Raw genomic sequence first — 18,834 nt, 5'->3', positions numbered from 1 at the left:
ATAGGTCCGACAAAGGCCGCACAATGAACACGCCGCCCCGCCAGCTTGGCCGTTGGGAGGGTGAATGACCCACGTCCAGACGGCGACGCGATTTCCAGCGATGAAGGACCGGCGGAAGATCGCCTGGGTCGGCGCGTCTGTGGCCGGCCACGCCGTCGTCATCGCCGCCCTGGCCTGGGGCGCCGTCAAGCCGATGGACCTCCAACGTCAGGCGGCGCCGGTGGTCTATCTGGACATTGAGCCACGGCTTGTCCGGCCGAGCGACCCCGTGCGCAAACCGACCGAGGCCGCCCGCCGCACCGAGGCGCGCCAGGCCGCCGCGCAGGCCGCTCTCAGCGCCGTGTCCGTGAACGCCCCGTCCCCTCTGCCCTCGCCCCCTCGGCCTCGGATGGCTGCCCCCGCTCCCGCGGCTGCATCCCCGCCGCCCGCCGATCCTTGGCAGGTGCGCCGGGAGGATATGGGCGACGCCGTGGCTCGCTCCCTGCGGGCCGGCATCCCCGGCTGCCGCACGCCCGACATCCTCAGCCAACCCGAACGCGAGGCCTGCGACCAGACCTTCGGCGCGGCCGCTGCATTGGCGCCGCCGATCACAGGCACCGGCAACGCTCGCCGCGACGCCCGCTTCGCGCGCGAAGGCGCTCGCGCCCTCGCGGAGTACGAGGCCATGCGTCGTCCTCTCGGCAGCGGCGTGGGCGTCGTCGGCCCGGCCGACTGCATCGGCTCCAACTTCGGCACGGGCTGCGCCGGCGCCCATCTGGGCAGCGTTCCAGGCGTCGACATGCGGCAAGGTTCCGACAGCTTGGTCCGCCAGCCCAGCAACAAGCTCGACTAGCGGGAGCCGGCGCGGGCTTGATCATTGGCCCCGCATCCCTTCGAATGCGCGGCTGGTTGAGCAAGACGAAACAAGCTGTTGAAACAAACCGACCTACGCGCGCTGAGCCACCGTCCGGACGGCCTGGGCGAACGTCTGCGCGGTCTGATGTCAGCCATCTATCTGTCGCGCGTGGCGACCAGCGATTTCGCCTTCACCTGGGATGAGACGCTGGTCTCGGATCTCAATCATGCGGTGCTGTCGGCGCAAGAGACTTTCGACGCCGCCTTCCTCGATCGCCACATGGTCCCGGGGTTCGACCCTGCCGATTACGGCGCCCTGCCGGACAGGGTGGAAAGCCTGCGACAGCTGAAGGCCGTGGCGGGCCCCCGTGGCTGGCTGCTGCGCAAGAACAACTTTCCCAACGTCCTGGCCTCCGGGCTTCGACTGCCTGCCGGTGCGATGCGAAGCGTCTTTGAAAGTCTGCCTTTCGCGCCCGGCCTTAAGGCGGCGGTCGCCGCAGCGGCCGGAGCCGCCCTGCCGAGCAATGTGACGGCGGTCCATCTAAGAGCCGGCGACATCGTCTATGGCGACTGGCGCTTTTCGACCGGCATCGCCGACAAGGTCATCTGCATGCCTGTCGCGGACCTGCTGATCCAGAGACTGCTGGCCGAGGGCGCGGGCGTCCTGCTGTTCGCGCAAGATCAGCAGGTCGCCGAGCGATACGCCGGCCGGCCCGGCCTCCTCATCTCAGCCGATCTGGCCGATCCGAGTTGGGGCCCAGCCCAACAGGCGCTGTTCGAAATCACTCTGATGGGGCGCGCCGGCCGGATCGTCGCGGGATCCAGCGGCTTCGCCCGGTTGGCCGCCGAGCTCAGCGATCGCCGTCCCCAATCGGTCGATGCCATCCTCAACGCCGAGGTGCGCCTCGCCGCGATCGAGGCGGGTGTGGTGACCGACGACGGCCTGCCGCCCCTCCAGACCGCCTTCGCCGCCTGGGTCGGCTACCTCGCCGCCACGGACCTTCGACAGTCAGAGCGGGCAGAGGCTCTTCTGCGCGCCGCGATCGACCGCGACCGCGTCAACGGGCTTTACCGAGTGACCCAGGCGGTGGACCTGCTGCGGGCGCAGCGCGGCCCAGAGGCGGAAAAGGTGCTGGCCGCGATCACCGGCGAGGCGCTGTCCACGGCGATCATGGCGCTGTCGGCCCGGACCCTGAGCGGCGGCGTGCGGATGCGCGTGCAAAGGCGGACCCTGACGGCGGCGGCCGAGGGCGGCAGCCCTGGCGCGCGTGCGCTGATTGACGCCCTGCCCCAGACGTAGAAAAGGGCGGCGCCGTTTCCAGCGCCGCCCTCTTCATTTCAGCCGTTGAGAACGATTACTCGCTCTCGGCCAGCTGCAGCTGCAGGTCGGCCGGCAGGGGCTCGATCGCGGCTTCGCGGGCGCCGGTCAGTTCAGCGTCACGCTCGTTGGCGATCTTCTGCATCGAGCGCAGGTAGGCGCCGGTGCCGGCCGGGATCAGTCGGCCGACGATGACGTTTTCCTTCAGGCCTTCCAGCGTATCGACCTTGCCGTTGACCGAGGCGTCGGTGAGGACGCGGGTGGTCTCCTGGAAGGACGCCGCCGAGATGAAGCTGCGGGTCTGCAGCGACGCCTTGGTGATGCCCAGCAGGACCGGCTGCGTCGTGGCCGGACGGCCGCCACGCTTCTCGACCTTGGCGTTCTCCAGCACGGCCTCGGCCACTTCGACCGTGTCGCCACGGATCAGAGTGGTCTCGCCCGAGTCGAGGATTTCGACCTTCTGCAGCATCTGGCGAACGATCACCTCGATGTGCTTGTCGTTGATCGGCACGCCCTGCAGTCGATAGACCTCCTGCACTTCGTTCACCAGATACTCGGCCAGCGCCTCGACGCCCTGGATGCGCAGCAGATCGTGCGGATCCGGGTTGCCGTCGATGATGTAGTCGCCCTTCTGGATCAGATCGCCGTCGTGGACGGAGATGTGCTTGCCCTTCGGGATCAGGAACTCGACCGCTTCGCCCTGCACGCCGTCCGCATTGGGCTCGGGCGTGATCTTGATGCGGCGCTTGTTCTTGTAGTCGCGACCGAACTCGACGCGACCGTCCATCTCGGCGATGACCGCACAGTCCTTGGGACGACGGGCTTCGAACAGCTCGGCCACCCGCGGGAGACCGCCAGTGATGTCGCGGGTCTTGGCGCCTTCGGTCGGAACGCGGGCGATGATCTCGCCCGGCTTGACCTCGTCGCCGTTGGACACGGACAGAACCGCGCCGACGGGCAGCAGGTAGCGGGCGTCGGAGCCCGAGGCCAGCTTGGCGTAGCCGTCACCCAGCGTCACGCCCATGGCCGGACGCAGATCCGAGCCGCGCGGGCTGGCGCGCCAGTCCGAGACGACGCGGTTGGCGATGCCGGTGGCTTCGTCGGTCTCCTCGCGGACCGACAGGCCCTCGACCAGATCCTCGAAACGCACGACGCCGCCGACTTCCGTCAGGATCGGGGTGGTGTAGGGATCCCACTCCGCCAGACGCAGGCCCTTGGTCACGTCCGCGCCGTCCTTGACGCGGATGCGGGCGCCGTACGGCACCTTGTGGGTCTCACGGTCCTTGCCGTCCACGACCACGACGACGACGACGTTGCGGCTCATGGCCACCAGATCACCGTGCGCCGCCTTGACGGTCGGGCCGACCACCTTGGCCGAACCGGGATTGGTCGCCTCGACGAACGAGGTTTCCGCCACCTGCGCGGTGCCGCCGATGTGGAAGGTCCGCATCGTCAGCTGGGTGCCGGGCTCGCCGATCGACTGGGCCGCGATGACGCCGACCGCTTCGCCGATGTTGACGTTGGTGCCGCGCGCCAGGTCACGGCCGTAGCAGTAGCCGCAGATGCCGGCCTCGGCTTCACAGGTCAGGCCAGAGCGAACCTTGACCGACTGGACGCCGGCCTTGTCGATGATCTCGACTTCCTCTTCCTGCAGATAGGTGTCCGCAGGGAACAGGATGGTGTCGCCGCCCGGTTCCTTGATGTCCTCGGCCGCATAGCGACCCAGGACGCGTTGGCCCAGCGAGACCAGCACGTCGCCGCCTTCGACCACGGCGCGCAGGGTAATGCCCCGCGTCGAGCCGCAGTCGTCCTCGGTGACGATCGAGTCCTGCGCCACGTCGACCAGACGACGCGTCAGATAGCCGGAGTTGGCCGTCTTCAGCGCGGTGTCGGCCAGACCCTTGCGGGCGCCGTGGGTGGAGTTGAAGTACTCAAGGACGGTCAGTCCTTCCTTGAAGTTCGAGATGATCGGCGTCTCGATGATCTCGCCCGACGGCTTGGCCATCAGGCCGCGCATGCCGCCCAGCTGCTTCATCTGGGCCTGCGAACCGCGGGCGCCGGAGTTGGCCATCATGAACACCGAGTTGATGTCCGGTTGCTGGCCCTTCGCCAGCACGCGGGGCTGGGCGATCTCGCCCATCATCTCGTCGGCGACGCGATCGGTGGCCTTCGCCCAGGCGTCGACGACCTTGTTGTACTTCTCGCCCTTGGTGATCAGGCCGTCGGCGTACTGTTGCTCGTACTCCTCCACCAGGGTGCGGGTTTCGTCGACGATGACCGACTTCTTGGCCGGAATGACGATGTCATCCTTGCCGAAGGAAATGCCGGCCTTGGCCGCTTCCTTGAAGCCCAGACCCATCATCTGGTCAGCGAAGATGACCGTCGCCTTCTGACCACAGTGACGATAGACCTGATCGATCAGGTTGCCGATTTCCTTCTTGGTCAGGTTCTTCTCGAGCAGGCGGTAGCCGATCTCGGGATTCTGCGGCAGCAGGGCGCCCAGCTTCATACGGCCTGGGGTCGTATCGATCACCTTGGTGATCGACGCTCCGGACGAGTCCATCTCGGTCCAACGGGCCTTGATACGGGTGTGCAGGGTCACGACGCCGGCGTCGAGCGCCGCGTCGATCTCGCCGACGTTGGCGAACAGCTTGCCCTCGCCCTTCTGGCCGTCCTTGACCAGCGACAGGTAGTACAGGCCCAGAACGATGTCCTGCGACGGCACGATGATCGGCTTGCCGTTTGCGGGCGACAGGATGTTGTTGGTCGACATCATCAGCACGCGCGCTTCCAGCTGGGCCTCGAGGCTCAGCGGGACGTGCACGGCCATCTGGTCGCCGTCGAAGTCCGCGTTGAAGGCGGCGCAGACCAGCGGGTGCAGCTGGATGGCCTTGCCTTCGATCAGCTTCGGCTCGAACGCCTGAATGCCCAGACGGTGCAGCGTCGGCGCGCGGTTCAGCATGACCGGGTGTTCGCGGATCACCTCTTCGAGGATGTCCCACACCTGGGGCTGTTCACGCTCGACCATCCGCTTGGACTGCTTGACGGTGCCTGACAGGCCCTTGGCGTCCAGGCGCGCATAGATGAACGGCTTGAAGAGCTCGAGCGCCATCTTCTTGGGCAGACCGCACTCGTGCAGCTTCAGGTCCGGGCCGACCACGATGACCGAACGGCCCGAGTAGTCGACGCGCTTGCCCAGCAGGTTCTGGCGGAAGCGGCCCTGCTTGCCTTTCAGCATGTCGGCCAGCGACTTCAGCGGACGCTTGTTGGCGCCCGTGATCACCCGGCCGCGACGGCCGTTGTCGAACAGGGCGTCGACGGATTCCTGCAGCATCCGCTTTTCGTTGCGGATGATGATGTCCGGCGCCCGCAGCTCGATCAGGCGCTTCAGGCGGTTGTTCCGGTTGATGACCCGGCGATACAGGTCGTTCAGGTCGGACGTGGCGAAGCGGCCGCCGTCCAGCGGCACCAGCGGCCGCAGTTCCGGCGGGATGACCGGCACGACGGTCAGGATCATCCACTCGGGCTTGTTGCCGCTCTCGAGGAAGGCCTCGATCAGCTTCAGGCGCTTGGAAGCCTTCTTGGCCTTCATTTCCGAGGGGCTGTCGGCCAGTTCGCCGCGGTGCTTCTCGGCTTCCGCGTTCAGGTCGATGCCGATCAGCAGGTTGCGCACGGCCTCGGCGCCGATCTCGGCGGTGAAGCCGTCATCGCCGAACTCTTCCTGGTAGCGATAATACTCGTCTTCCGTCAGCAGCTGGTTCTGCTTCAGCGGAGTAAGGCCCGGCTCGGTGACGATGTAGTTCTCGAAGTATAGGACGCGCTCGACGTCCTTCAGGGCCATGTCGAGCATCAGGGCGATACGCGACGGCAGCGACTTCAGGAACCAGATGTGGGCGACAGGCGAGGCCAGTTCGATGTGGCCCATCCGCTCGCGCCGAACGCGGGCCAGAGTGACCTCGACGCCGCACTTCTCGCAGATGATGCCTTTGTACTTCATGCGCTTGTACTTGCCGCACAGGCATTCGTAATCCTTGGTCGGGCCAAAGATACGGGCGCAGAACAGGCCGTCGCGTTCGGGCTTGAACGTCCGGTAGTTGATGGTCTCGGGCTTCTTGATCTCGCCGAACGACCACGAGCGGATCTTTTCGGGCGAGGCCAGGGCGATCTTGATCTGGTCGAAGGTCGGGGTGACCGGGACCGGATTGAAGATGTTCAGGACTTCCTGGTTCATCTTGAGTTCCTTCTGCGGCAGACGCCGCGAAAAATATCGTGCGGATCAGGTGAACAGTGCCGGTGATCAGTGAGTAGGAGCAGCGAAGCGGGCCAAGACCCACTCACTACTCACCACTCACTCTTCACTCGGATCAGCTGTTCTCCAGCTCCACGTTCAGACCCAGCGAACGCATTTCCTTGATGAGCACGTTGAAGCTCTCGGGAATGCCGGCCTCGAAGCTGTCGTCGCCACGGACGATGGCCTCGTAGACCTTGGTCCGGCCGGCCACGTCGTCGGACTTCACCGTCAGCATTTCCTGCAGGGTGTAGGCCGCGCCGTAGGCTTCCAGAGCCCAGACCTCCATCTCGCCGAAGCGTTGACCGCCGAACTGCGCCTTGCCGCCCAGCGGCTGCTGGGTGACCAGCGAGTACGGGCCGATCGAGCGGGCGTGGATCTTGTCGTCGACCAGGTGGTGCAGCTTCAGCATGTAGATGTAGCCGACCGTGACCGGACGCTTGAACTGCTCCCCGGTCTGACCGTCGTAGACGATGGACTGGCCCGAACGCTCCAGGCCGGCTGCTTCCAGCAGGTCCTCGATGTCCGAGATGTGCGCGCCGTCGAAGACCGGCGTGGCGAAGGGCACGCCCTTGGACACGTTGCGCGCCAGCTCGATCAGGTCTTCCTCATCGTCCGGCAGAGGGATGTCCTCGCCGTAGATGGTGGTCAGCCGATCGACGAGGGCCTGCTTCTGGCCTCCGTCCTGCCAGGCTTCCAGCAGGCCGGCGATCTGTTTGCCGAGGCCGGCGGCGGCCCAGCCCAGGTGGGTTTCGAAGATCTGGCCGATGTTCATGCGCGACGGCACGCCCAGCGGGTTCAGAACGACGTCCACCGAGGTGCCGTCTTCCAGGTGCGGCATGTCCTCGATCGGCAGGATCTTGGAGATGACGCCCTTGTTGCCGTGACGGCCGGCCATCTTGTCGCCCGGCTGAAGCTTGCGCTTCACGGCTACGAAGACCTTGACCATCTTCATCACGCCTGGGGGCAGTTCGTCGCCGCGTTGCAGCTTCTCGACCTTGTCCTCGAAGCGACGGTCCAGAGCCTTGCGAGCGTCCTCGAACTGACGCTTCATCGCCTCCAGTTCGCCCATCGCCTTCTCGTCGTCGAGGGCGATCTGCCACCACAGGCCACGGCTGACGTCAGCCAGCTTCTCCTCGGTGATGTCGCCGCGGCCCAGGCCCTTCGGACCCGAGACGGCGGTTTTGCCGAGCAGCAGCGGACGCAGGCGGCCGTAGACGTTGCGTTCCAGGATCTTCAGCTCGTCGTCGCGGTCCTTGCCCAGACGCTCGATTTCCGAGCGTTCGATTGCGATGGCGCGTTCGTCCTTGTCGACGCCGTGACGGTTGAAGACGCGCACGTCGACGATGGTGCCCGCGACGCCGGGCGGCAGGCGCAGCGAGGTGTCGCGGACGTCCGAAGCCTTTTCACCGAAGATGGCGCGCAGCAGCTTCTCTTCCGGGGTCATCGGGCTTTCGCCCTTAGGGGTGACCTTGCCGCAGAGAATGTCGCCCGGCTGTACTTCGGCGCCGATCGCCACGATGCCGGCTTCGTCGAGGTTGCGCAGGGCCTCCTCACCGACGTTCGGGATGTCGCGGGTGATCTCTTCCGGGCCCAGCTTGGTGTCGCGAGCCATGACCTCGAACTCCTCGATGTGGATCGAGGTGAAGACGTCGTCGCGCACGATGCGCTCGGAGATCAGGATCGAGTCTTCGAAGTTGTAGCCGTTCCAGGGCATGAAGGCGACGAGGGCGTTGCGGCCCAGCGCCAGTTCGCCCAGGTCCGTCGACGGGCCGTCGGCGATGACGTCGCCGGCCTTCACCTGATCGCCCACGCGCACGATCGGGCGCTGGTTGATGCAGGTCGACTGGTTCGAACGCTGGAACTTCGACAGGCGATAGATGTCGACGCCCGAGCGGGCGGCATCCACGTCGCCGGTGGCACGCACGACAATACGGGTGCCGTCGATCTGCTCGACGACGCCCTCACGGCGCGCGACCACGACGGCGCCGGAGTCCACGGCCACGACCGCTTCCATGCCGGTGCCGACCAGCGGCGCATCCGACTGGACCAGCGGCACGGCCTGACGCTGCATGTTCGCGCCCATCAGCGCGCGGTTGGCGTCGTCGTTTTCCAGGAACGGGATCAGGGCGGCGGCGACCGAAACGACCTGCTTGGGCGACACGTCCATCATGTCGACCGCGTCCTTGTTCAGGAGCTGCGATTCACCGTTGATCCGGCCGGGGACCAGATCCTCGACGATTTCGCCTGCGCGCAGTTCGATGTTGGCCTGGGCGATCGTGTACTTCGCCTCTTCCATGGCCGAGATGTAGACCACCTCGTCCTGGGCCTTGCCGTCCTTCACGCGGCGGTACGGGCTCTCGATGAAGCCGTACTTGTTGACGCGAGCGTGGGTGGCCAGCGAGTTGATCAGGCCGATGTTCGGGCCTTCCGGCGTCTCGATCGGGCAGATGCGGCCGTAGTGGGTCGGGTGCACGTCGCGGACTTCGAAGCCGGCGCGCTCACGCGTCAGACCACCCGGGCCAAGCGCCGAAAGGCGACGCTTGTGGGTGATTTCCGACAGCGGGTTCGTCTGGTCCATGAACTGCGACAGCTGCGACGAGCCGAAGAACTCACGCACGGCGGCAGCGGCCGGCTTGGCGTTGATCAGGTCGTGCGGCATGACCGTGTCGATATCGACAGAGCTCATGCGCTCCTTGATGGCGCGTTCCATCCGCAGCAGGCCGACGCGGTACTGGTTCTCCAGCAGCTCGCCGACCGAACGAACCCGGCGGTTGCCCAGGTTGTCGATGTCGTCGATCTCGCCCCGGCCGTCCTTCAGACCGACCAGGATCTGCAGCACCTTCAGCACGTCGTCCTTGCGCAGGACGCGGATCTCGTCGGAAACCTCGGGGGTCTCCAGCCGCATGTTCATTTTCACGCGGCCGACCGCCGACAGGTCGTAGCGTTCGCTGTCGAAGAACAGTGAGTTGTACATGGCCTCGGCCGCTTCCGGGGTCGGCGGCTCGCCCGGACGCATCACGCGATAGACGTCAAACAGCGCGTCCTCGCGGCCGGTGTTCTTGTCCACCCGCAGGGTGTTGCGCATGTAGGCGCCGACCGTGACGTGGTCGATGTCCAGCACGTCGATGGTGGTGAAGCCGTGGCCTTCCAGCAGCTCGATGGTCGGCGCGTCCAGCTCGTCACCGGCTTCGGCGTAGATCTCGCCGGTTTCCATGTTGACGGCGTCGTTGGCCAGATAGCGGCCCAGCAGGGCGTCGGCGGCCAGCGACAGCGACGTCGTGGTTTCACCCAGCTTCTTGGCGGCGCGGGCCGAGATCTTCTGGCCAGCCTGGGCGACCACTTCGCCGGTGTCGGCGTCGATCAGGTCGAACTCCGGCTTCACACCGCGCCAGCGCTCGAACTTGTAGGGCGTGACCCAGCCTTCGCCGCGCTTCTCGTACGGGACGGTCTCGTAGAAGGTGCGCAGGATTTCCTCGCCGTCCATGCCGAGGGCCAGCAGGAAGGTGGTGGCCGGCAGCTTACGGCGGCGGTCGATGCGGACGTAGACGATGTCCTTGGCGTCGAACTCGAAGTCCAGCCACGAGCCGCGGTACGGGATCACGCGGGCGGCGAACAGCAGCTTGCCCGACGAGTGGGTCTTGCCCTTGTCGTGGTCGAAGAACACGCCCGGCGAACGGTGCATCTGCGAAACGATCACGCGCTCGGTGCCGTTGACGATGAACGTGCCCTTGTCCGTCATCAGGGGGATGTCCCCCATGTAGACGTCCTGCTCCTTGATGTCCTTGACCGAGCGGGCCCCGGTTTCCTCATCCGCCTCGAACACGATCAGGCGCAGCTTGACCTTCAGCGGCGCGGCATAGGTCATGTCGCGCTGGATGCATTCCTCGACGTCGTACTTCGGGTCCTCGAACTCGTAGGTGACGTATTCAAGGATGGCGCGTTCGTTGAAGTCCTTGATCGGGAACACCGACTTGAAGACCGCCTCGATGCCCTGGTCCTTGCGCGGTCCGCTGCGCACGTCGCGCTGCAGGAACTGCTCGTAGGAAGCGCGCTGAACCTCGATCAGGTTCGGCATCTGCACGGCTTCGGGGATGCGGCCGAAGGACTTGCGGATGCGCTTCTTGCCGGTGAAAGACGTGGCGAAGGCGATCTGACCCAGATCGGCGAGACCGTCGGTGGACTTGGCCATTATTCGTTCCCAATCGGCGGGCCTGAAGCCCGCGTTCAATGCGGCGGCCGCGGCGCGCCAACCGGCGTCCGCGGACCGAAAGGTTTCGGCGTCCACCCTCGGTCCCATGAGACCAGGACGCCTGAAATGTGCAGCTCCCTTGGGAAGGAGCGCGTCTTCGCACCGGTCGGAGGGCGACGGACCGGGCCTCGACGCTTTCGCGCGGACTCAATGCAGAGATGTGCGGAACGCGCTGATATACTCGCTTTTCGGACGAAATAAAGGCCTGTGGAACGATTTCGCCTCCGGTGCTCGGCGCCACGGCTAGTCGTGCTATTTCAGGGCCATGAAGATCGCTCTCGCCCTCCCCGCCGCCCTCATCCTGACCGCATGCGCCACGACCGCGCCGACGCCGCCCGCGCCTGCCGGGCCTGCGACCCAGGCGAACTGGGATACGGGCAACGCCGCCTATCTGGCCTGGAACAGCGCGCAGCGCGGATGGACGACCACTGAGAGCGGCCTGCAGTATCGGCGCGTCGGCGCGGCGCATCCGGAGGGCGCGCAGCCCAAGGCCACCGATACGGTCAAGGTCCACTATCGGGGGACCTTCGTCGACGGGCGTGAGTTCGACAGCTCCTACGCCCGCAATGAACCGGCCGAGTTCCCGCTCAATCGCGTCATCAAGGGCTGGACCGAGGGCGTGGCCCTGATGCGCGTCGGCGAGACCTATGAGTTCGTGATCCCGGCCGCCCTGGCCTACGGCGAGCGCTGGGTCGGCGGCGACGAGCTGCCGCCCAACTCGACGCTGAAGTTCACGGTCGAGCTGTTGGACGTCACGCCGGCGGCCTGATCCGCCTGAATCTTCGGCGCAACGAAAAGGGGCCCGGCGATCGCTCGCCGGGCCCCTCGATCGTTCAGCCTAGAAGGGCCGGTCTTACTTGACCTGCACCTTGGCGCCGGCTTCCGTCAGCTTCTTGGCGACTTCGTCGGCGGCTTGCTTGGAGACGTTCTCGACGACGTTCTGCGGAGCGCCTTCGACCAGGTCCTTGGCTTCCTTCAGGCCCAGGTCCGAGCGGACGCCGCGAACTTCCTTGATGACGTTGATCTTCTTGTCGCCACCGTCCAGCAGGACGACGGTGAACTCGGTTTGCTCTTCGGCGGCTTCAGCCGGAGCAGCGGCGCCACCGCCGGCGGCGGCCATCATCGCGACCGGAGCAGCGGCGCTGACGCCCCACTTTTCTTCCAGCAGCTTCGACAGTTCGGCGGCTTCGAGGACGGTCAGCGAGGACAGGTCTTCGACGATCTTGGACAGGTCAGCCATAGTCAGTTTTCCTTCGGAGGATTTGGGTTGGGTTTATGCGGAGATGAAAGAGCGGCTTACGCCGCGTCCTTGGTGGCGTAGGCGTTGAACACGCGGGCCAGCTGACCGGCGGGCGCTTGCAGCACGCCGGCGATCTTGGTCGCGGGCGCATTGAGCAGGCCGATGAGCGAGCTGCGGATTTCGTCGAGGGTCGGGAGCTTCGAGAGAGCCTCGACACCCTTCTGGTCCACGACGGTTTCGCCCATGAAGCCGCCGACGATCTTGAAGCGATCGTTGGCTTTGGCGAACTCGGTGGCCACCTTGGCGGCCGTGCCGGGGTTCTCGGAATAGGCGATGCCCACCGGACCCTTGAACAGGCCGTGGTAGCCGCTGCCTTCTTCGGCTTCGAGCGCCTTCAGCGCCAGGCGGTTCTTGACCACCTTGAACGCGCCGCCTTCTTTGCGAAGACGACCACGCAGGTCTTCCATTTCCGCAACGGTCAGACCCAGGTTGTGGGTCACGACCACACTGCCGGCGTCAGCGAAAACGCCCTTCAGCGTTTCGATCGACTCGGCTTTCTGTGCGCGGTCCATTGCGGTCTCCAGTCTCACGTGCGGCGGCGGGACGAGCCCCGACGCCGTTGGCCTGCGCGCGCGAACGCCGCCGGGCCGGTATCGAATTGTCCGAAGGATGCGCCGACCGGGGTCCGTCCCGGAACCGGGCCGACCGCTGTCAAATCGCTTCCCCATCTCCCCACGGCGCCAGAGGGCTCTCTGACTGTTACGGCATGGGTGGCCCCCACGCCCCGAAGTTCTCGGACAGGACCGGAAAGGGCAAACCTTGCCGGAAGGCGCGCCTCATACAGGCGCTTGCCGTGGAAATCAACGGCCTAGAACAGGCCATGGCCCTTGGGCAGCTCCGCGTAACGGTGCACCCGCGTCGACATGACCAGGCCGAAGCCGATCATCACCGTCACCATGACGGTGCCGCCATAGCTCATCAGCGGCATGGGCACGCCCACGACGGGCGCCAGGCCCATGACCATCGCGGCGTTGATCAGCACATAGAGGGCGAAGGTCGCCGTTACGCCCGCCGAGGCCAGCCGGCCGAAGTGGCTGTGCGACAGCGACGCGATGCGCAGGGCGATCAGGACGACGCCGATGTAGCAAAGCAGGATGGTGACCGAGCCGACGAAGCCGAACTCCTCCGACACAGCCGCGAAGATGAAGTCTGTCTGCTTCTCGGGAAGAAATTCCAGCTGGCTCTGACTGCCCAGACCATAGCCCTTGCCCAGCAGACCGCCGGAGCCCAGCGCAATCTTGGACTGGGTGATGTGATAGCCGGTGCCGGACGGATCGCTCTCGGGGCTCAGGAAGGTCAGCACGCGGTCCCGCTGATAGCCGTGCATCCCGAACATGACGTATCCGGGAATGGCGATCAGGGCGGGGATGGTGACCCCCGCGATCACTTTCCAGTCCAGCCCTGCCAGGAACATGATCGCCGCCCCGGTCAGGCCGATCAGCATCGCGGTGCCAAGGTCTGGCTGGTGGGCGACCAGCAGGAAGGGCGCGCCGATGATCAGCACCGGGAATATCAGCTTCCAGTGCAGCCGCGCCTCCTGCGCCGTGGCGCCGTGGTAATAGCGCGCCAATGCCAGCACGACGCCGATCTTCATGATCTCGGACGGTTGGAAGCTGAACGGGCCGATCTCCAGCCAGCGCGTCGCGCCCATCCGGGTGTCGCCGGCCACTTCGACCGCCACCAGCAGCAGTAAGCCGATGCCGTAGACCGGCCAGGCCATGCGAAACCAGTAGCGCGGATCCATCATGGCGAGGACCAGCAGCATGACCACGCAGGCGCCGAAGCGGATCAGGTGTTTGATCGCCCACGGCTCCCAGGACTCGCCCGCCACCGAATAAAGCATGGCGCAGCCGATGCCCGCGATCACGCACAGCAGGCCGACGAACCGCCAGTCGATCTGGGTCAGTTTGACCGGCAGGCGATCACGCTCGCCAGGTCGCGTCAGGGCCGAGGCGGTCATCCGGCTGTCTCAGAATAATACGGTTGCGGGCCGGGCGTCGTGGGAGGCGGCGGCGTGTTCGGCTGAACGGGCGCGATCGGCGGCGGCGCAGTCTCCGGCGCGGCCCCTTCCACCACGTCGTCGGGCGCCGCCGTGCCCTCGGGGGGCGGGGGGCGCTGGATCCGCTGCAGCATGTCCGGATCCTTCAGCAGGACGGTGCGCATGACTTCACGGGCGCGCGGGGCGCCGGCGGTGCCCCCGCCGCGACCGCCGTGCTCGATGATCACCGCCACGGCGTAGCGCGGCGCGTCGACCGGCGCGAAGGCGATGAACAGGTTGTGGTCCTTCAGCGCCCAGACGTCCGAGCGGCGCGACTGACCGGGCTTGTAGTCCCGCGACTGGGCGGTGCCGGTCTTGCCGGCCATCTGGATGTCGCCCAGCCCAAGCTGGGACTGGCGATAGGCGGTGCCGGAGGTGTCGTTGGCCACGGCGATCATGCCGCCGCGCACGATGTCCAGATGCTCGCGGCTGAACGGCAGGTCCGGCACGTCCCCGCCGGATGGCCGCTCGACGCCGCCGACCGACTTGATCAGACGCGGCCGGATGGCCTTGCGGCCATTGGCCAGGCGCGAGGTATAGGTCGCCAGTTGCAGGGCGTTGACCAGCACCGCCCCCTGCCCGATCGCGACCGACGTCGTCTCCCCCGGATGCCAGACCGGATCACGCGGAAAGGTCTTCTTCTTCCACGCCGTGGACGGCAGCAGGCCCTTGCGCTGGTTGCCGACGCCGATGTCGAACGTCTGCTCGAACCCCAGCTTGATCGCCGTGTCGCGGATCATGTCCACGCCCGCGCGATTGCACATGGTGTAGAAATATATGTCGCAGGAGTTCTTGATCGCGTTGTGCATGTCCTGCGATCCGTGCCGGCCCCAGCAGCGCTGGCCCGTGCGGAAGACGCCGGTGCAGTTGACCCGCTCGGCCGGATTCACTCCGGCTGCCAGCAGAGCCAGCGCCGTCGCCGGCTTGAAGGTAGATCCGGGCGGGAAGTTGCCGTTGATCGCCTTGTCGAGCAGCGGCTTGCGCTCATAATCGGCCAGGGCGCGGTAGATGTTCGACGGCACCCCTCCGACGAAGAGGTTCGGGTCGAACGACGGCGACGACGTCATGCACAGGATGTCGCCGTTGCGCACGTCCATGACGACACAGCTGCCGCTCTCGTCGCCGAAAACCTCGAGGGCGCGATTCTGGACGTCGGCGTCCAGCGTCAGCATCACGTCTTCGCCGGGCTCGGCCGGCCGCGAACCGCCGATGTCTTCGGCAACCACACGGCCGCGCGCGTCGACTTCGACGCGATTTCCGCCCGCGACGCCGCGAAGCTGCTCATCCAGGGATTTTTCAACGCCCTGTCGGCCGATGCGGAAGCCGGGGTTGAACAGAATGGCGGGCGGCTCTTCACCCTTGTCTCGGATCGCCTTGATGTCGCGGTCCGAGACCTTGGCGACGTAGCCGATGACGTGGGCGAACGAACCACCGAACGGATAGTAACGAGCCTCGTTCATGTCGGCCATCACGCCGGGCAGATCGGCGGCGTACAGATTGACCTTGGCGAACTCCTCCCACGTCATGTCGCTCTTGACCGGCACGGGACTGAAGCGGGGGGCGGCGTTGACGTCGCGGATGATGGCGCGGCGTCGGTCCATGGTGTCGGGCAAGACTCGACCCAGCAGGTCCAGCGTCTGGTCCAGATCCTTGGTCTCGTCGCGCACGACCAGCACGCGGAAGCTTGGCCGGTTTCCGGCGATGACCACGCCGTTGCGATCCAGGATGCGGCCTCGGGGCGGCGGAACGAGGCGGAAGTTGAACTGGTTCTGGCTGGCCAGCGTCGAATACTCGCGCGCCTGCACGACCTGAAGCTGGGCCAGACGTCCGATCAGGGCGGTGACGCCCAGCGTCGTCAGACCGCCCACCACGAAGGTGCGCCGCAGGAACGAGCCCTGACGCTCGTTAGGATCCGAGAAGATGATCGACGGTTCGGAGGTCACCGGAAGCGCACGTCCCCGTCATCGAAACGCTCGATCAGCCAGGCCGCGATCGGGAAAATCGCCAGCGTCGGCCAGACCTGATTGAACAGAGAAATCAGGCTGGGCGCGTTGCCGGCCTGAACCGTGACGATCAGATAGGCCGTCAGAAACACCAGGCAGGATGCAGCGGCGTACCACGCGAAGAGGATCAACGTCTCTTGCCCGGCCAGCAGGTTCCGCGCCAGCAGGATGCCGCCGTAGACGCCCAGCAGGCACAGCGGCCACAGACCCATCGCTCCGCCCCAGAACAGGTCCAGAAACAGGCCCAACAGGAACAGTACCGCCGGACCCAGCATCGACGGCCGGATCAGGGGCCAGGCGAAGGCCAACACCAGCGGAAGCACGGGCTCGGGCAGCTTCAGCCCGAACAACTCCACAGGCGTGGCAAGGATCACCGTCGCGGCGATGGCGGCGAGCGACGGATAGACGATCCACTGCATCGGCCCCACGACGCGGACCGCCATGGATCGTCTCACAGCGCGCCTCCGTTGGGCGGCGTGTCGGTTGCGGGTGCGGCGGGCGCCGGCGCAGCGGGCGCGGGCGTCACTGCTGCAGGCCTCGAAGGCGACGGGGCTGTCGTGGCAGGCCTCGCGGGTGCAGGCGACGGCGGCGGCGCAGCGGCGGCGGCGGCGACACGGGCGCGCTGAGCCTCGGCGGCGGCGGCGCGGCGCGCGGCGACGTCGTTGATCAAAGCGACCTGATCGGCGCTGGGAGCCGGCGCCGCGCTCATGGCGGCCAGCGGCGGGGCGTTCAGCGCGGCGGGATCGGCCAACTGGCCGAAATCCTGGAACAGCATGACGCGAACGAAGTCGATCGCGCCGCGATCACTGAACAGTTTGACCCGCCAAGAGCCGTCGATGCCCTTGGCCACGACGCCGATCGGCACGCCGCGCGGGAAGCCGCCGCCGTCGCCCGAAGTCAGCACGCGGTCGCCCGCCTGCACCGCACCAGCTCCGCGCACATATTCAAGGCGCGGGTTACCGGAACCGTCGCCGTTCAGCATGGCGCGCGCATCCGTGCGGTCGATCAGGACCGGCGTGCGGCTGGATACGTCTGTGAGCAACAGCAGACGGCTGATGCCGCCAGACGACCCGACGATCTTGCCGACCAGACCATGCTCGTTCAGGACCGGATTTCCCAGGCGCACGCCCTTGTCCGTGCCGACGTCGATCAGGCGCGCATTGACGAAGGGCCCGCGCGCCTCGGAGACTGATCGGGCCGTCACCATCGCCACGGCCGGTTCGGTCCGCAGGCCCAGCATGGCCTCGTAGCGAGCGTTCACGTTCTTCAAGGCGATCGCCTGGTCCCGCCAGGGCTGCAACTCCGCCAGTTCGGCCTTAAGCCTGCGGTTCTCGGACACGGCGAAGAAGTAGCCGCCAACATAATCCGTCACGGCGCCGGCCCACCGCACGGGGGCCGCGAAAACGCCGCCTACAGGGCCTGCAGCGGCGGTGAACCCGGTCTTGACGGAGGACGGCGCCGTATCGCCGTCGTCGCGGCCGCCGCTGACCAGAAGCAGCACGGCGCACACCCCGGCCACGACGACGACGACCCCGGCCGTCCAGATCAGCGGGACCTTGATGTTCTCGAACGGTCCGTCGCGAAACGCCACGGCGCGCCTTTCTCGAATGCAGGAATCAGCGGGACGCCCCACGCTGATTTTGTGAGGCTATCGCAAAATTCAGACCAGATTGAAACGGCCGATCACGCAGGCCTGACACGTCGTCGCGGCCCTCTGGACCGCAGTAGGGTCAGAGTGCGGAGTCGAGCACGCCCTTCATCCAGCGCGGGTGCTCCAGCACGCGGCCGCAGCCGATCGCCACACACGACAGCGGATCGTCCGCCACCGAGACCGGCAGGCCGGTGTGATCACGGATTTCGGCGTCCAGTCCGCGAAGCAGGGCGCCGCCGCCCGTCAGCATGATGCCCTTGTCGGCGATATCCGCGGCCAGCTCCGGCGGCGTCGCTTCCAGCGCCACCTTCACGGCGTCGATGATCTGCGTGACCGGCTCGGCCAGGGCTTCGGCTGCCTGGCGCTCAGAGATGCGGACTTCGCGCGGCACGCCCTGCATCAGGTCGCGCCCCTTGACCTCGATCGCCAGACCCTCGCCGTCGGCGGGGATGCGGGCGGTGCCGATGTCCTTCTTGATGCGCTCGGCGGTGGTCTCGCCGATCAGCAGATTATGGTTGCGGCGCATGTACGAGATGATCGCCTCGTCCATCTTGTCGCCGCCCACGCGGACCGAGCGCGAATAGACGATGCCCGACAGCGACAGCACGGCCACCTCGGTGGTGCCGCCGCCGATGTCGACGACCATCGACCCGGTCGGCTCGTGAATCGGCAGACCGGCGCCGATCGCGGCGGCCATCGGCTCGTCGATTAGGCCGACGCGGCGGGCCGAGGCGTTCAGGCAACTGTCGTTGATCGCGCGGCGCTCGACCGCCGTGGCGCCCGAGGGCACGCAGACGATGATCTTGGGGTTCACGAAGCCCTTGCGGTTATGAACCTTGCGGATGAAGTGCTTGATCATCTCTTCGGCGACTTCGAAGTCGGCGATGACCCCGTCGCGCATCGGACGGATGGCTTCCATGTGGCCCGGGGTGCGGCCCAGCATCTGCTTGGCTTCGATGCCCACGGCGTGAACGATCTTGCGTCCACCGACGTTGCGCAGCGCCACCACCGATGGCTCATTCAGGACGATGCCCTTGCCCTTCATATAGATCAGGGTGTTGGCGGTCCCCAGATCCATGGCGATGTCATTGGAGATGGCGCCGAAAAGGGAGAAGCTCATGGGGGTCGGGTACCGTTCTGTCGGGCCTTG

At 66.4% G+C, this 18,834-nt stretch carries 12 protein-coding genes; 3 read left to right on the top strand and 9 right to left on the bottom strand.

All coding sequences use genetic code 11. The features are described from left to right. The first annotated feature begins 64 nt into the window (after positions 1 to 64). Positions 65 to 832, top strand: a complete 768-nt coding sequence (locus tag ASG17_RS08440; protein WP_156367780.1) for a hypothetical protein — start codon at positions 65 to 67, stop codon at positions 830 to 832. Positions 833 to 910: 78 nt separating this feature from the next. Next, on the top strand, positions 911 to 2,134 hold the full coding sequence (locus ASG17_RS08435; protein WP_056101740.1) for a hypothetical protein: 1,224 nt from the start codon (positions 911 to 913) through the stop codon (positions 2,132 to 2,134). A gap of 55 nt (positions 2,135 to 2,189) precedes the next feature. On the opposite strand, the gene rpoC is transcribed toward ASG17_RS08435, so the two are convergent. Then, positions 2,190 to 6,383 (bottom strand): DNA-directed RNA polymerase subunit beta', encoded by a 4,194-nt coding sequence (gene rpoC, locus ASG17_RS08430; RefSeq protein WP_056101738.1) that lies wholly within the window; start codon positions 6,381 to 6,383, stop codon positions 2,190 to 2,192. Between the two features lie 133 nt (positions 6,384 to 6,516). Beyond that, entirely contained in the window at positions 6,517 to 10,632 is a 4,116-nt protein-coding gene (rpoB, locus tag ASG17_RS08425) for a DNA-directed RNA polymerase subunit beta (RefSeq protein WP_056101735.1), read from the bottom strand. Positions 10,633 to 10,957: 325 nt separating this feature from the next. Between rpoB and ASG17_RS08420 the strand changes: the two genes are divergently transcribed. Continuing rightward, the gene (locus ASG17_RS08420) at positions 10,958 to 11,461 is read left to right on the top strand and encodes an FKBP-type peptidyl-prolyl cis-trans isomerase (protein WP_056101733.1); all 504 of its coding nucleotides are present in this window, start codon (positions 10,958 to 10,960) and stop codon (positions 11,459 to 11,461) included. An 84-nt stretch (positions 11,462 to 11,545) separates the two neighbouring features. Here ASG17_RS08420 and rplL read toward each other — a convergent pair whose 3' ends face one another. From rplL to ASG17_RS08385, 7 genes are all read right to left on the bottom strand, one after another. Continuing rightward, positions 11,546 to 11,932 carry a 50S ribosomal protein L7/L12 gene (rplL, locus tag ASG17_RS08415; protein WP_056101731.1) on the bottom strand — a complete coding sequence of 129 codons (387 nt, stop codon included), beginning with the start codon at positions 11,930 to 11,932 and terminating at the stop codon, positions 11,546 to 11,548. Positions 11,933 to 11,988: 56 nt separating this feature from the next. Further along, entirely contained in the window at positions 11,989 to 12,504 is a 516-nt protein-coding gene (rplJ, locus tag ASG17_RS08410; RefSeq protein ID WP_056101728.1) for a 50S ribosomal protein L10, read from the bottom strand. Positions 12,505 to 12,800: 296 nt separating this feature from the next. Then, positions 12,801 to 13,952 carry a rod shape-determining protein RodA gene (gene rodA, locus ASG17_RS08405; RefSeq protein ID WP_056101726.1) on the bottom strand — a complete coding sequence of 384 codons (1,152 nt, stop codon included), beginning with the start codon at positions 13,950 to 13,952 and terminating at the stop codon, positions 12,801 to 12,803. Beyond that, the gene (gene mrdA / locus ASG17_RS08400; protein WP_056101722.1) at positions 13,949 to 15,973 is read right to left on the bottom strand and encodes a penicillin-binding protein 2; all 2,025 of its coding nucleotides are present in this window, start codon (positions 15,971 to 15,973) and stop codon (positions 13,949 to 13,951) included. Before mrdA ends, rodA begins: the two co-directional genes overlap by 4 nt. After that, positions 15,970 to 16,476: a hypothetical protein gene (locus ASG17_RS08395; RefSeq protein WP_056101719.1), complete on the bottom strand. Its 507-nt coding sequence runs from the start codon at positions 16,474 to 16,476 to the stop codon at positions 15,970 to 15,972. Before ASG17_RS08395 ends, mrdA begins: the two co-directional genes overlap by 4 nt. Before the next feature lie 8 nt (positions 16,477 to 16,484). Next, complete coding sequence (gene mreC, locus ASG17_RS08390; RefSeq protein ID WP_056101716.1) at positions 16,485 to 17,624, bottom strand: rod shape-determining protein MreC; 1,140 nt, start codon at positions 17,622 to 17,624, stop codon at positions 16,485 to 16,487. A 139-nt stretch (positions 17,625 to 17,763) separates the two neighbouring features. Next, on the bottom strand, positions 17,764 to 18,804 hold the full coding sequence (locus ASG17_RS08385; protein ID WP_056101713.1) for a rod shape-determining protein: 1,041 nt from the start codon (positions 18,802 to 18,804) through the stop codon (positions 17,764 to 17,766). Positions 18,805 to 18,834 lie beyond the last annotated feature (30 nt).

The organism is Brevundimonas sp. Leaf363, from assembly GCF_001424025.1.
In the GTDB taxonomy this organism is placed as follows: domain Bacteria; phylum Pseudomonadota; class Alphaproteobacteria; order Caulobacterales; family Caulobacteraceae; genus Brevundimonas.
This window is presented reverse-complemented; position numbering and strand designations above follow the sequence as displayed.